This window comes from Rhizobium sp. Leaf341, assembly GCF_001424325.1.
In the GTDB taxonomy this organism is placed as follows: domain Bacteria; phylum Pseudomonadota; class Alphaproteobacteria; order Rhizobiales; family Rhizobiaceae; genus Ferranicluibacter.
Window position 1 is genome coordinate 655,298 of the sequence record NZ_LMPE01000003.1, and the last position, 12,303, is coordinate 667,600.

Here is a 12,303-nt window from a genome sequence, read left to right on the forward strand (position 1 = left end):
GTTGACGACCGAGACGTCCTAGACCCTTTCGACCGGACGATCACGCGATAATCGCTGGCCGTCCGATCGATTTTCGTGATGTTTCGCCGAAAGCGCGGTGCGTGGAAAAGGATTCACGCAACGTACTTTAAGGTCTTGTTTAAATGCATGTCGTTTTCCGAAACCGCTGCACACGTTCGGACGACCTGCATTAGACGCGCGGTGCGCGCAGCAGATCGCGGATTTCGGTCAGAAGCTGGACATCTGCCGGCGGCGGAGCCTGCTCTTCCTTGCCCTCGCGCTTGTCGCGCTCGACGGACGCGCGCAGCTTGTTGACGCCCTTGATCATCATGAAGATGATCCAGGCAAGGATGATGAAGTTGATGAGCACGGTAATGAAATTGCCATAGGCGAAGATAGCCCCCTGCTCGCGTGCCTGGGCGAGCGTCGTGGCCGTCACGTTGCCGCTGAGCACGAGGAAGTAGTTGGAGAAGTCGAAGCCACCGCCCGTGAGCGCGCCGACGACCGGCATAACGAGGTCGTTCACGACGGAATCGACGATCTTGCTGAAAGCCGCACCGATGATGACGCCGACGGCCAGATCCATCACGTTGCCGCGGGCGATAAATTGCTTGAACTCGTTCAACATCCCAACTCTCCTTTGACGTGCACCGGACGTGCCGGCCCCCGGAGCAAACGTATCGTCTTTCGAAAGAAAGGAAAGCTGCAACGGCTCGCATTTGTGACCGGCTGCTTTCGTCGTCCTGCGCTTTTCATCCAGCGGCTTCGACCTAAGACGTAAGCCAAAGGAATTCTCTTCGCCGCGCCTTTCCCCTATGTTCGGGGCCCAAGCTCGCTGCCTGTGATCGGGACCGGGCTCGGGATCGGCGCGCCGTCGAGGAGGAATGCATGCTATCCGGCACGGTCGTCTTTGCGGCCGCCTTCACCTATCTGCTGTTTCTGTTTGCCGTCGCCACCTATGGCGACCGCAGGGCGCGCAAGGCTGCAACGAGCGGCGTGGCGGCACGCGGTCGCCCCGTCGTCTATGCGTTCAGCCTGGCGATCTACTGCACGAGCTGGACCTATTTCGGCGGCATCGGCCTTGCTGCCGAACGGGGGCTGGAATTCACCGGCATCTATATCGGCCCGATCCTCATGTTCACGGTGGGATTGCCGATCATTCGCCGCATCACGGCACTGGCAAAGTCGCAGAAGCTGACATCGGTGGCCGATTTCATCGCGGCACGGCATGGCAAGAACCCGACCGTGGCGGGCATCGTGGCGCTGATCTCGCTGGTCGGCGCCATTCCCTACATCGCCTTGCAGCTCAAAGCCGTGTCGAGTTCGATGGCCGTCCTGGTCGATACCCGACCCTACGGGCTCGACAGCGGAGCGGCGTTCATCGACCTCCCCCTGCTGGTCACCCTGTTCCTGGCCTGCTTTGCCATCGTCTTCGGCACACGGCACACGGATGCGACGGAGCATCAGGATGGGCTGATCCTGGCGATCGCGATGGAATCGGTCGTCAAGCTCGTGGCGCTGGTTACCGTCGGCCTCTACGTCATCTTCTTCCTGTTCGACGGCCCGGCCGACATGCTGGCCCGCGCCCGGGAGAACAGTGCGGTGATGCAGGCCCTCACCTATCAGACGCCGGTGGCCCGCTGGATCGTGCTGACCGTTCTCTCGGCCATCGCCATCATCCTGTTGCCGCGTCAGTTCCATGTGACGGTGGTGGAAAACCGCACGGCCGGTGAGCTTCGGACGGCGGGCATTCTGTTCCCGCTCTATCTCGTCGGCATCAATCTTTTCGTGCTGCCCGTCGCCATCGCCGGCATGCTGACCTTTCAGGGAAACGGTGTCGCGGATCTCTACCTGCTGACGCTGCCGCTGTCGCACGACCTGCCCATCCTGACCCTCATTGCGTTCATCGGCGGGTTCTCTGCCGCGACGGCAATGGTCATCGTCGCCTCCGTCGCCCTGTCGATCATGCTGTCGAACGACATCGTCATGCCGATCTTTCTGCGGCGAAACCTGACCGGGCGAGGCCGATCCAAGGATGTGGGCGCCACGCTTCTGAATGTCCGGCGGATGGCAATCTTCGCGGTGCTTCTGCTTGGCTACGGCTATTATCGCGCCGCCGACATCACGGCGGGGCTTGCCTCCCTCGGGCTTCTGTCCTTTGCGGCGATCGCCCAGATGGCGCCGGCCATGTTCGGCGGACTTGTCTGGCGGCAGGCGAATGCACGCGGCGCCATTGCCGGCATGACCATCGGTTTCTTCATCTGGGCCTATCTGCTGTTTCTGCCGAGCCTTGGCGGTCCCGACAATTCGCAGGTAGCGGCGACGATTCTCGGCTTCCTGTTTCCTTTTGCCGACATGTTCACCGTCGAGACCGCCGACCCCCTGGTGAATGCGACGGCGCTCAGCCTCCTGTTCAACAGCACGGCCTATATCCTCTTCTCGCTGTCGCGCGCGCCGAAACCCCTGGAACGCCTGCAAGCCGGGTTCTTCATTCACAGGACATCGCGCACCGAGCGCGCATTCCGGGGCCGCAAGACCAAGATCACCGTGCTCGACCTGAAAAACACCATCGCCCGCTATCTCGGCGAGGAACGGATGCAGCGATCCTTCGAAACCCATGCGCGCAAGAGCGGGCGCCGGCTGGAAGACGGACAGCCGGCCGACATGGCGCTCATTCATTTCTCTGAACAGATTCTCGGCAGCGCCATCGGCTCGTCCTCGGCGCGGCTTGTGCTGTCCCTGGTTCTTCAACGGCTCGACGACACGTCGCCGGATACGGCCATTCTCCTCGATCAGGCCAGCGAAGCGCTGCAATACAATCAGGACATGCTGCAGACAGCCCTGTCGCAGATGGATCAGGGCATCGCCGTCTTCGACAGTTCCAACCATCTGATCATCTGGAACCGCCGGTTCCGGCAGTTGCTCGATCTGCCCGAGGCCTCGGGCCAGGTCGGCTTTCCGCTCTCGGAGATCGTTGCGATCCTGACGCGGCGCGGGGACCGGGTGCGCGACGGCGAACCGGCTCTGCTGACAAGCTTTCTGGCTCTCGACAAGCCGTTCCAACTGGTGCTCTCCGGCGGCGAGCGGATCATCGAGGTGCGCAGCAATGCCATGCCGGACAAGGGCCTGGTCACGACCTACACCGACATCACGCAGCGCGTCGCCGCCGACATGGCGCTGCTGCAGGCAAACGAAACGCTGGAGGCGCGCGTTGCCGAGCGGACGGCGGAACTGACGCGGGTCAACCGCGAGGTGGCGGAAGCCCGCGCGGCGGCCGAAGAGGCAAACAACGGAAAGACGCGTTTCTTTGCGGCAGCCGGCCATGACATCCTGCAGCCGCTGAATGCCGCCCGACTCTACTCGTCTTCGTTGGTCGAGCGTCTGGGCGCGTCGGAAAATCGACTGCTGGTCCAGAACATCGACTCGTCCCTGGAGTCCGTTGAAGCCATTCTCGGTGCCGTGCTCGATATTTCGCGGCTGGACACCGGCGCCATGAAGGCGCGCCTGCAAACCGTACCCCTTGATGATTTCCTCCGACGCATCGAGACCGACTTCGCGCCGGTCGCCAAGGCAAGCGGCCTGAAACTGACCGTGATGCCCACGTCGCTCAGCGTGCGCACCGATCCGAACCTGCTGCGCCGCCTGGTGCAGAACCTCGTGTCGAACGCGGTGAAATATACGCCGCGCGGACGTGTGCTCGTGGGCGTGCGACGCCGGGGAAGCGACGCCGTGATCGAGGTGATCGATTCCGGCATCGGCATTCCCGCCTCGAAATTCCGGACGGTCTTCAAGGAGTTTGCGCGGCTGGAGGAAGGGGCGCGAACGGCCTCGGGGCTCGGACTGGGACTTTCGATCGTGGACCGGATCTCCCGCGTGCTGCACCATGCCGTCGATCTTCATTCCGTGCCGGGAAAGGGCACCCGGTTCCGGGTGACGCTGCCCATCGAGGCGAGCGCCCGGCCGAAAGCGGCATCTGGCGGGACAAGCGCAAACGTCGGGCACGCCACGCCGATGAACGGGCTCGCCGTTCTCTGCATCGACAACGAGCCGCGGATCCTCGAAGGCATGCGCAGCCTTCTGGAAAGCTGGGGATGCCGTGTCATGACGGCGGCCTCCGCGGAAGTCTGGCTGCCCGGCGCGCGCCATGACATGCCGGATACGATCATCGCCGATTACCATCTCGATCACGCAACGGGGATCGATGCCATCCGCGATGTTCGTGCAGCCTGCGGCCGCGAAGTCCCGGCCCTTCTGATCACGGCGGATCGGTCGATCGAGGTTCGCGCAGCGGCCGAGCGCGACGGAATTGCGCTTCAGAACAAGCCGGTGCGGCCAGCCGCGCTGCGGGCCTGGCTGACGCGCTCGGCGGCCATGCCGAAAGCGGCGGCCGAATGACCCCCGCAGCGACAAACCGGATCATGACACGACGCGTTCGCCGCACCGCGTAAAGCTTACGCCGCGACGGCGGTGACCTTGCCGAGCTGGATCACCGCCTGGGTGCGGCTGTCGACATTGAGCTTCAGGAGAATGGCCGAGACGTGCGCCTTGATCGTCGCCTCGGAGACACCGAGCTCGTAGGCGATCTGCTTGTTGAGGAGACCTTCGGCCAGCATGGCCAGCACGCGGGATTGCTGCGGCGTCAGCGTGTTCAGTCGCTGGATCAGATCGGCGACATCGGGCTCGTGGCTCATGCCACGCTGGAAACCATCGGGTGTGTAGAGATTGCCGGCGATGACCGTATCGATCGCGCGGCGAATGTCGTCGATCCCGGCCGATTTTGACAGGAAGCCGCAGGCGCCGAGATCGATCGCCCGCGTGATGGTGGCCGGCTCGTCATGGGCGGAGACGATGAGGATCGGCAGCGAGGGAAATTCGGTCCGCAGGACCATCAGGCCGGAAAAGCCGCTCACGCCCGGCATGGTGAGATCAAGCATCAGAAGATCGGCATCGGGGTGACCTGCCGCCGCGTCGCGCACGGCACCGAAATCGCCGGCTTCCACGATATCGGGTGCGCCCGGCATGGCGGCGAGCGCCTGCCGCATCGCCCCACGAAAAAGCGGATGATCGTCCGCAACGATGATGGTCATGCCCTGTGCCATGATGCTCCCTCCCCGAGCGACCGGCGACCGGGTCCTCCAACCCGTCGACCGGCGTCATGCCTTGCCTTTCCGGTCGTCGCCCGGATCACGTCTTCCGGAGATCGCCCTCCAAGTCGGCCGCGGGCGGGGTTTTCTCCTCCCCCTGCCACTCGCGACCGAAATCCTTGGCAATGCCCATGAAACTGCGCAACATTCTATCCATAATGCCCATGGTCTGGTCAATCTCTTCCTGCGTCGGCAATCGCGGCGACAAGGCCCGCGGCGGTTCGCTTGCGGCTTTTTCCAGGGCGTCTACACGTTTTTCGAGGAGTTCGAGTTCCAGGTCATAGGCCGTTCGCTCATCGGCGGCCATCCGGCACACGAGATCGCCCGCCTTTTCCTGGCAGAGGGTGACTTCGCCCGTCTGCGTGTCGAGCCGTGCGATGCCTGTATCGGTCTTCTGCATGCTGTAGCGACCCGGCATCGGTTCCTCGGCAAAGACCGGGGCAGCGCCGATCAGAAGCATCACAGTCGCACAGGAGAGGCGTTTCGGTGCGAGGCAACGGCGGGTCATGGATTTGGTCATGGCGGCAGATCCTCCTGGGCTTTGGCGTTCGGGCGTGTCACGTGGCACGCATGGTTGACGAGTGGTGGACTTTTACGCCGCTTTACGGCAAGTCCACGGCATGGGGGCGACCCGCCTTGCGGGGCCTGTCTCGTTGCGACGCTTCTCGCCTTATGCGACGGCGTGCGATCGGAGATCGACCCGAGGACGGAGCCCGAAGCGTTGCCCTGCCGGTTGCAGATCATGTCTGCCTGGCGCGCATCGAACGACGAGGAGCAAGCAGCATGTCCGGCATCATCTACAAAATCGTGCCAACGTCACTCTGGCGAAACGCACAGGCCGCCGGATCGTTCGACGGCGCGCCGGTCGACCTCGCGGACGGCTTCATCCATTTCTCGACCGCGGACCAGGTCGCGGAAACCGCACGTCGTCACTTTGCCGGGCAGGACGACCTGTTGCTGGTCGCCATCGACGGCGAGAGGCTCGGTGAAGCCCTCATCTACGAGCCCTCGCGCGGCGGAGCGCTGTTTCCGCATCTCTACGGGCCGCTTCCCATGACGGCCGTCCTGTCGGAGCAGCCTCTCCCGCTGGCGCCGGACGGCACGCACATCATTCCGGAGCTCCGTGCATGAAGGCTCATCTGGAAACCCTGGCGCGGCGCGCCCTGTTTCTCACCGATCCGGAAACGGCACACGGACTGTCGATCAAGGCCCTGCGTTCTGGCCTCGTGCCATCGCATGCGGCATCGGCGGATCCGCGGTTGCGCCAGTCGGTGGCGGGCATCAGCTTTCCCAACCCTCTCGGCATGGCCGCCGGTTACGACAAGAACGCGGAAGTCCCCGAGGCACTGCTGCGCCTCGGCTTCGGCTTTACCGAGATCGGCACTGTGACCCCCCGCCCCCAGACGGGCAACGACCGGCCGCGCATCTTCCGGCTGGTTCGCGATGAGGCCGTGATCAACCGGCTGGGATTCAACAATGACGGACATGCCGCAGCGCTCGATCGGCTGAAGGCATGTCGGAGCGATCCGCTGATCGGCGTGAATATCGGCGCCAACAAGGACAGCACCGACCGGGTGAACGACTATGTTCTGGGCATCCGATGCTTTGCACCGGTGGCGCGATATTTCACGGCCAATATCTCCTCGCCGAACACGCCCGGCTTGCGCGACCTCCAGGCCCGCAGCAGCCTGTCTGCCCTTCTGGCAGCCGTGCTGGAGGCGCGGGATATCGAAGCACGCAAAGTGAAACGCCGGCTGCCGGTGTTCTTGAAGATCGCGCCCGATCTCAGCGACGAGGGCCTCGACGATATCGCCGCAGAAGCCTTGGCCCATCCGCTCGACGGACTGATCGTCTCCAACACGACGCTTTCGCGCGGCGGGCTGACCGATCCGACACTGGCGGCAGAGGCCGGCGGTCTTTCCGGAAAGCCGCTGTTCGACCTCTCCACGGTGGTGCTGGCAAAAATGCGCCAGCGCGTCGGGCCCGACATGCCGATCATCGGTGTCGGCGGCATTCATTCGGCCGAGACGGCAGCAGAGAAGATCCGGGCGGGCGCCGATCTGGTTCAGCTGTATTCGGGCATGATCTTCGAGGGGCCGGCGCTACCAGGCCGTATCGTCACCGGCCTTTCGCGCCTTTGCGATCGCGAGGGGCTGGCCTCGATCCGCGACATCCGAAATTCGCGCACGGCCTACTGGGCGGCAAAGGTCTGAGCCGATCGCCGCGGTATGCGCGACAGGAGCAGCAGGCCGCGGCAGAGCAGGAACAGGTTCAGCGACGCCCACAGACCGTGATTGCCGAAGAACGGCACGAAGGCGCAGAGTGCCGCGATATAGATCGCAAAAGCTGCCAGCATCATGTTGCGCATGTCGCGTGACCAGGTCGCGCCGATGAAGACACCGTCCATGAGAAAGGCGAGCGCGCCCGTTGTCGCGGTCAGCGCCGCCCACGGCGTGTAGGCGTAGGCACTGCTGCGCACATCCGGCGCGGTGGTCAGGAGATCGACGATATCGTCTCCGAAGAGAAAGAAGCCGAGCGTCGTCAGCGCCGCCAGCGCGAAGGACCAGACCGCCGTCATCTTCAGCGCGCGCTCGAAGGCCGGACGATATTGTGCCCCGATGGCGCGACCGGTCAACTGTTCGGCGGCGTTGGCAAGACCGTCAAGATAGTAGCCGGCCACGAGAAAGATCGTCATCAGCACGGCATTGGCCGCCAGGGTTACCGGCCCGAAGGTCGTGCCGACCCGTGTCATCACCAGGAACACGGCGAGAAGCACGAAGGACCGGATCATGATGTCGCGATTCAGCGCGAAGAGACGCGCCAACCCGGTCCGCTCGGCGATTTCTCGCCATGTCGGCCGCGCCGTCGGGTCGAAACGGGAAACGACGACCACGGAGCCGATCAGTGCGCCGACCATTTCGCCGGTCAGCGTGGCAATGGCGACGCCGGCCACACCCCAGCCGGCGTAGAGCCCGAGCGTGATCGACAGGACGATGTTGACGCCATTGATCAGCGTCTGCAGCAGGAGGCCGAGCGTTGCCTGCCCGCGCCCGAGGACGTAACCGAGAATGGTATAGTTGGCCAGCGATGCGGGGGCGGCAAGGATGCGCCAGAGGAAGTAGGTGCGCGTGACCTCCGCCACTGCATCGCCGGGATCGAGCAAAGCCAGCCCCGCCGAGAGGAGAAGCGGCGACAGGACGATGGTTGCCAAACCCGCCGTGAGCGCGATGGTCATCGAGCGCCAGAAGACGGTCTGCTCCGCGCGCCGGTCGCCGCGCCCAAATGCCTGCGCCACCAGTCCCGTCGTGGCGGACCGCAGGAAGTTGAAGGTGACGAAGATGAGATCGAAGACGACGGCCCCGACGGCAAGGCCCGCCAGCAGCGTCGCATCGCCCAAGCGCCCGACGACGGCGGTATCGACGAGGCCGAGAAGCGGCGTCGTGAGAAAGCCGAGCGTCATGGGCACGGCGATGGAAAGGATGAGCCGATGGGTGACCTCGAAGGCCCCCGCGCTGTCAGATGTCAGCCGGCTTCCGTCATTTCTCGCTTGTCCTGACGTCATGTCCATCCACCTTCGATGTCATGCCGTTGGACGACCTCCCCAGGCTTTACGTGCCGGAGGAGAGCACCATGGCCCAATAGGGCCGGTTGCCGGAAGCGGGATTGCGCATGACGGCAACGCCAAGACCTGAATAGCCCGGACCGAGCATGTTTTCGAGATGTTTTGGCGAGTTTAGCCAGGCGAGATAGGCTTTTTGCGCATCCGCCTGACCGACCGCGATGTTTTCGGCTGCCGGCAGGCTGACCGACTGGCTTCGCATTCGATTGCCGAAATTGTCGGTGATCCCGATCAGATGGGCCATCTTGCCGGCTTTCGCCATACGATCGGCCTGAGACAGCGCAGCGTTAGCAGCAGCCGGATCGCGCGCGAGAGGGCTCAATCCGCGCTCCTTGCGCAAACCGTTGATGAGGCCAAGCGTCGCTTCGGTCTGATCGCTTCCGTCACCGGGTGGCGAAAGCACGGATGTGGTGCTGCAGCCAGACATCCCGCCAAGCGCAAGGAGAGCTGCAGCCGTCAAAAAGGTGCGGCGATTCTGCGAAGGAGAAAACGGCATTGCTAGCGACGGAAACTGAGCAGACGGAGCACGATGAAGATCGGAATCACCACCGCCGCGCCGATCAGCAGATACTCGCCGACATCGCCCAGCGCGTCGAAACCCGTGTACCAGAGGTCGAGCACGAAATCGCGGATGCTGCGGAAGATGCCATAGGGCGTCCAGCCGAACACGGTCATGACGAAGCCGACGATCAGCGAGAGGACCAGCAGCTTCACGATGACCCGGCCGGGCGTATCGCCGAGAAACCTGTTCAAACCATCCGCCATGCCTGTTCGTCTCCTCGGGCTGTTGCGCGCGGTCATCCGGTGCCGGGCCTTCAACGGCCCCCTCCGCATGTAGCGGTCGCGGCCTCCTGTCGCAAGGATTGTAGGCGGAATCGCGGCGTAGCCTGACCTCGACACGAATTCCCTTTTCAGGCTCCCGGCGACAGCCTATGCATCGCGCGCCCTTCGGCACTGGAGCCCGACCATGAACCCGCATCAACTGTCCTCCGGCGACCTTCTCGCCGACCGGCGCGCCGAATATGCCCAGATGCTCGGTGCAAGCGGCGATCATGCGGAAGCAGCCGATCTCATGCGCCAGGCACTGGAGCGTGTGCCTGACTGGGCCGCCGGCTGGTACCGGCTTGCGGAATACGAGGAAAAGGCCGGGGACGCCAAGGCGGCCGCGGCCTCGCTCGCCCGCGTGCTCGACCTCAACCCCGAAGACATGTTCGGCGCCCGCCTCAAGCGCGCCGTGCTGGGCGTCGACGCGGTCCCCGGGCAGGCCCCCAGTGCCTATGTGACGCGGCTTTTCGACGACTACGCCGATCGGTTCGATGCCGCACTCGTCGAACGTCTGGGATATACGGTTCCCGGACAGCTGGCGGCCATGATCGAGCGCTGCACGGACGGCGCGATGCTGGAACGGGCGATCGATCTCGGCTGCGGTACGGGCCTCTTGGGTGCGGAAATCCGGCATCGCGTGAGAGCGCTGGAGGGCTACGATCTTTCGTCGAACATGCTGGCCAAGGCGGCGGACAAGCATCTCTATGACCATCTGGGGGAGGCCGACCTTTCCAGGCCGCTCGGGGCCTCCGGCCTGATCGCTCCCGACCGGCCGGAAGGCCGCGCCGATCTCGCAGTGGCAGCCGACGTGCTGATGTATCTCGGCGATCTCCTGGCCGTCTTTGCCATCGCGCCGGCCTTGCTGAAGGACGGAGGTCTGTTTGCGTTTTCCGTCGAAGACGCAGAGGCGCCGCCCACCAGCAGCTCCGGCGCGGATTTCGTCCTGCGTCCGTCGCTGCGTTACGCCCATGCCGAACGCTATGTCCGCAGCCTCTGCAACGCAGCCGGACTGGAGGTGATGGACGTCGTGCGTGCCACGATTCGCAAAGATGGCGTAGAGGATATCGCAGGCATTCTGTTTCTTTCACGCAAGCGCCCCTGAACGACGCTTTGTTGCGAATTTAAAATAGGTCAGCAATCCTTACGTATTCGCCTTGCAAACCTGCGGGAAACGCCGATGATACCGGCACTTCCAAGGGCATCCGGCCTATGGCCAGCCTTGGTGAAGCACGAGCATTCCTGACACCGGGTCAGGCTTTCATGCCTGTCGATATCGCCCTCAACGCCTTTTCGGAGCGAACGCCATGTCCTTGATTTCAGCCCTCGGGTTCTGGAATACGAATGCCGCGCGCCATACGCCGATCGAGGATGTGCAGGGGGTCTTTACCGGGAGTCTCGTGTCGGCGCTGGGCCTTTATATCCTGGCCAGTGCTGGGCTTCTGACCGGCAGCACGGCGGGCGTCGCCTTTCTGCTGCACTACGCGTTCGACGTGAACTTTGGCCTTGCCTTCTTCCTGCTCAACCTGCCGTTCTTTTATCTCTCGCTGAAGCGGCTGGGATGGGCCTTCACCATCAAGACCTTCATTGCCATCGGCCTGACATCGGTCATTGCCGACATGCAGTCGCGCGTCTTCGTGATTTCGAGCATCCATCCGGCCTGGGCTGCCCTTCTCGGCGGCCTCCTGCTCGGTTACGGGCTGCTGGCGCTTTATCGGCACCGCGCCAGCCTCGGCGGCGTCGGTATTCTGGGTATCTATCTCCAGGAGCGTTTCGGCATCCGCGCCGGACTTGTCCAGCTCGCCATCGATCTCTGCGTGCTCACCGCTGCCTTCTTCGTCACGATCCCGTCTGTGGTCTTCTACTCGGTGCTCGGTGCCGTCGCGCTCAATCTGTTTCTCACGATCAATCACCGTGCGGACCGCTATATCGCCTTGTAAGAGCAGTCTCTCACGTCGAGGAACATCGTCTGCATCACCTCGACGTATGGAAACCCTCCAGCCAGGCCTCGCGCTGCGCGCGGCTGGACACGGCGTAGGGGCAGGACCTCGCCGACAATCCAGTAAATGCCGCGTTACGCCCTTCGCATCGCAAGCGGGCCATATCGTCCTGCGTGAGCACGGGCTCGACCTCCGCTGGCTCCTCGGCCGTCGGCAGGCCGTGCTTCAGCTTCGCCTCGATGTGGCGCAGGACGGCCAGAGCAGGCAGCGCGCGCTTTTCGTCGATCCGCGGGAGGCTCGGATCGCCTCGCGATCCTGAGACACTAAAGGTCATCGGCTCTCTCCTTTCCGTCTATTTCGCGAATAGTCCTCTTTTATCATACATCCGTAAAATACCCCTATCAATTCTAGGGGCTTGCTTCAGGGTCCTGGCCGGACGCCCGTCTGAGGCGCCGCCTCGTCCATTGCCTTGCGAACGGTCTCGTGCAGGCCGCCTGCCTTTCCCGTGTCGTCCGCATCGTCGTGATGCGCCACGTTGCCACCGTCCTTGCGCTCCAGCTCGCGATCGATCATGGCGCGGTCCCCTTCGGCAGGTTCCTGAAGGATCTTGTTGTCGTCCGGGGTCGTTTCCTTGCGTTCCATCGTGCCGTCCTCTCGACGTTCGGCCTGCCTCTGCGGCCATTTGCTGTCGAGGACAAACGAGTGTTGAATTCGATGGTTCCTTGAACGGTTTCGGACCTTTCCGTTTCCCCGGCAAAGCCCCAAGCCTTTCCGAAAC

At 63.5% G+C, this 12,303-nt stretch carries 13 protein-coding genes; 5 read left to right on the forward strand and 8 right to left on the reverse strand.

Features of this window, described 5'->3' with window-relative positions; all coding sequences use genetic code 11:
• Nucleotides 1–190: 190 nt before the first annotated feature.
• Nucleotides 191–628, reverse strand: a complete 438-nt coding sequence (gene mscL, locus ASG03_RS04695) for a large conductance mechanosensitive channel protein MscL (RefSeq protein ID WP_062692526.1) — start codon at nucleotides 626–628, stop codon at nucleotides 191–193.
• Between the two features lie 260 nt (nucleotides 629–888).
• On the opposite strand from mscL, the gene ASG03_RS04700 reads away from it, so the two are divergent.
• Nucleotides 889–4,395: a hybrid sensor histidine kinase/response regulator gene (locus ASG03_RS04700; protein WP_062692529.1), complete on the forward strand. Its 3,507-nt coding sequence runs from the start codon at nucleotides 889–891 to the stop codon at nucleotides 4,393–4,395.
• Nucleotides 4,396–4,451: 56 nt separating this feature from the next.
• On the opposite strand, the gene ASG03_RS04705 is transcribed toward ASG03_RS04700, so the two are convergent.
• Nucleotides 4,452–5,099 (reverse strand): response regulator transcription factor, encoded by a 648-nt coding sequence (locus tag ASG03_RS04705; RefSeq protein ID WP_082475533.1) that lies wholly within the window; start codon nucleotides 5,097–5,099, stop codon nucleotides 4,452–4,454.
• A gap of 85 nt (nucleotides 5,100–5,184) precedes the next feature.
• Nucleotides 5,185–5,604, reverse strand: a complete 420-nt coding sequence (locus ASG03_RS04710) for a hypothetical protein (RefSeq protein ID WP_062692531.1) — start codon at nucleotides 5,602–5,604, stop codon at nucleotides 5,185–5,187.
• Nucleotides 5,605–5,927: 323 nt separating this feature from the next.
• On the opposite strand from ASG03_RS04710, the gene ASG03_RS04715 reads away from it, so the two are divergent.
• Together ASG03_RS04715 and ASG03_RS04720 are read left to right on the forward strand one after the other, a co-directional pair.
• Nucleotides 5,928–6,275 carry a DUF952 domain-containing protein gene (locus ASG03_RS04715; protein ID WP_062692534.1) on the forward strand — a complete coding sequence of 116 codons (348 nt, stop codon included), beginning with the start codon at nucleotides 5,928–5,930 and terminating at the stop codon, nucleotides 6,273–6,275.
• A complete protein-coding gene (locus tag ASG03_RS04720) occupies nucleotides 6,272–7,357 on the forward strand; it encodes a quinone-dependent dihydroorotate dehydrogenase (RefSeq protein ID WP_062692537.1) in 1,086 nt (361 codons plus the stop codon). Before ASG03_RS04715 ends, ASG03_RS04720 begins: the two co-directional genes overlap by 4 nt.
• Here the strand turns inward: ASG03_RS04720 and ASG03_RS04725 are convergent.
• The 3 genes from ASG03_RS04725 to ASG03_RS04735 are packed head-to-tail and all read right to left on the reverse strand — an operon-like array spanning nucleotide 7,336 to nucleotide 9,528.
• Nucleotides 7,336–8,706 (reverse strand): MATE family efflux transporter, encoded by a 1,371-nt coding sequence (locus ASG03_RS04725; RefSeq protein ID WP_062693042.1) that lies wholly within the window; start codon nucleotides 8,704–8,706, stop codon nucleotides 7,336–7,338. The two genes, ASG03_RS04720 and ASG03_RS04725, sit on opposite strands and share 22 nt — an antisense overlap.
• Nucleotides 8,707–8,752: 46 nt before the next feature.
• Nucleotides 8,753–9,259, reverse strand: coding sequence for a CAP domain-containing protein (locus ASG03_RS04730; RefSeq protein ID WP_062692539.1), 507 nt, complete (start codon nucleotides 9,257–9,259; stop codon nucleotides 8,753–8,755).
• Nucleotides 9,260–9,261: 2 nt separating this feature from the next.
• Nucleotides 9,262–9,528: a DUF6460 domain-containing protein gene (locus tag ASG03_RS04735; RefSeq protein ID WP_062470537.1), complete on the reverse strand. Its 267-nt coding sequence runs from the start codon at nucleotides 9,526–9,528 to the stop codon at nucleotides 9,262–9,264.
• Between the two features lie 202 nt (nucleotides 9,529–9,730).
• Here ASG03_RS04735 and ASG03_RS04740 point away from each other — a divergent pair, with 202 nt between their 5' ends.
• Both ASG03_RS04740 and ASG03_RS04745 read left to right on the forward strand, forming a co-directional pair.
• A complete protein-coding gene (locus ASG03_RS04740; RefSeq protein WP_062692541.1) occupies nucleotides 9,731–10,690 on the forward strand; it encodes a methyltransferase domain-containing protein in 960 nt (319 codons plus the stop codon).
• 202 nt (nucleotides 10,691–10,892) lie between these two features.
• The gene (locus ASG03_RS04745; protein WP_062470543.1) at nucleotides 10,893–11,525 is read left to right on the forward strand and encodes a YitT family protein; all 633 of its coding nucleotides are present in this window, start codon (nucleotides 10,893–10,895) and stop codon (nucleotides 11,523–11,525) included.
• Between the two features lie 34 nt (nucleotides 11,526–11,559).
• On the opposite strand, the gene ASG03_RS04750 is transcribed toward ASG03_RS04745, so the two are convergent.
• On the reverse strand, nucleotides 11,560–11,859 hold the full coding sequence (locus ASG03_RS04750; protein WP_062692543.1) for an Rmf/CrpP family protein: 300 nt from the start codon (nucleotides 11,857–11,859) through the stop codon (nucleotides 11,560–11,562).
• 86 nt (nucleotides 11,860–11,945) lie between these two features.
• Complete coding sequence (locus ASG03_RS04755; RefSeq protein ID WP_062692546.1) at nucleotides 11,946–12,167, reverse strand: hypothetical protein; 222 nt, start codon at nucleotides 12,165–12,167, stop codon at nucleotides 11,946–11,948.
• Between the last annotated feature and the right edge of the window lie 136 nt (nucleotides 12,168–12,303).

What these genes read in the sequence shown, in the direction of transcription:
- mscL (WP_062692526.1), bottom strand. Translation starts at nt 628, where the DNA reads ATGTTGAACGAGTTCAAGCAATTTATCGCCCGCGGCAACGTGATGGAT.
- ASG03_RS04700 (WP_062692529.1), top strand. Translation starts at nt 889, where the DNA reads ATGCTATCCGGCACGGTCGTCTTTGCGGCCGCCTTCACCTATCTGCTG.
- ASG03_RS04705 (WP_082475533.1), bottom strand. Translation starts at nt 5,099, where the DNA reads ATGGCACAGGGCATGACCATCATCGTTGCGGACGATCATCCGCTTTTT.
- ASG03_RS04710 (WP_062692531.1), bottom strand. Translation starts at nt 5,604, where the DNA reads ATGCTTCTGATCGGCGCTGCCCCGGTCTTTGCCGAGGAACCGATGCCG.
- ASG03_RS04715 (WP_062692534.1), top strand. Translation starts at nt 5,928, where the DNA reads ATGTCCGGCATCATCTACAAAATCGTGCCAACGTCACTCTGGCGAAAC.
- ASG03_RS04720 (WP_062692537.1), top strand. Translation starts at nt 6,272, where the DNA reads ATGAAGGCTCATCTGGAAACCCTGGCGCGGCGCGCCCTGTTTCTCACC.
- ASG03_RS04725 (WP_062693042.1), bottom strand. Translation starts at nt 8,706, where the DNA reads ATGACGTCAGGACAAGCGAGAAATGACGGAAGCCGGCTGACATCTGAC.
- ASG03_RS04730 (WP_062692539.1), bottom strand. Translation starts at nt 9,259, where the DNA reads ATGCCGTTTTCTCCTTCGCAGAATCGCCGCACCTTTTTGACGGCTGCA.
- ASG03_RS04735 (WP_062470537.1), bottom strand. Translation starts at nt 9,528, where the DNA reads ATGGCGGATGGTTTGAACAGGTTTCTCGGCGATACGCCCGGCCGGGTC.
- ASG03_RS04740 (WP_062692541.1), top strand. Translation starts at nt 9,731, where the DNA reads ATGAACCCGCATCAACTGTCCTCCGGCGACCTTCTCGCCGACCGGCGC.
- ASG03_RS04745 (WP_062470543.1), top strand. Translation starts at nt 10,893, where the DNA reads ATGTCCTTGATTTCAGCCCTCGGGTTCTGGAATACGAATGCCGCGCGC.
- ASG03_RS04750 (WP_062692543.1), bottom strand. Translation starts at nt 11,859, where the DNA reads ATGACCTTTAGTGTCTCAGGATCGCGAGGCGATCCGAGCCTCCCGCGG.
- ASG03_RS04755 (WP_062692546.1), bottom strand. Translation starts at nt 12,167, where the DNA reads ATGGAACGCAAGGAAACGACCCCGGACGACAACAAGATCCTTCAGGAA.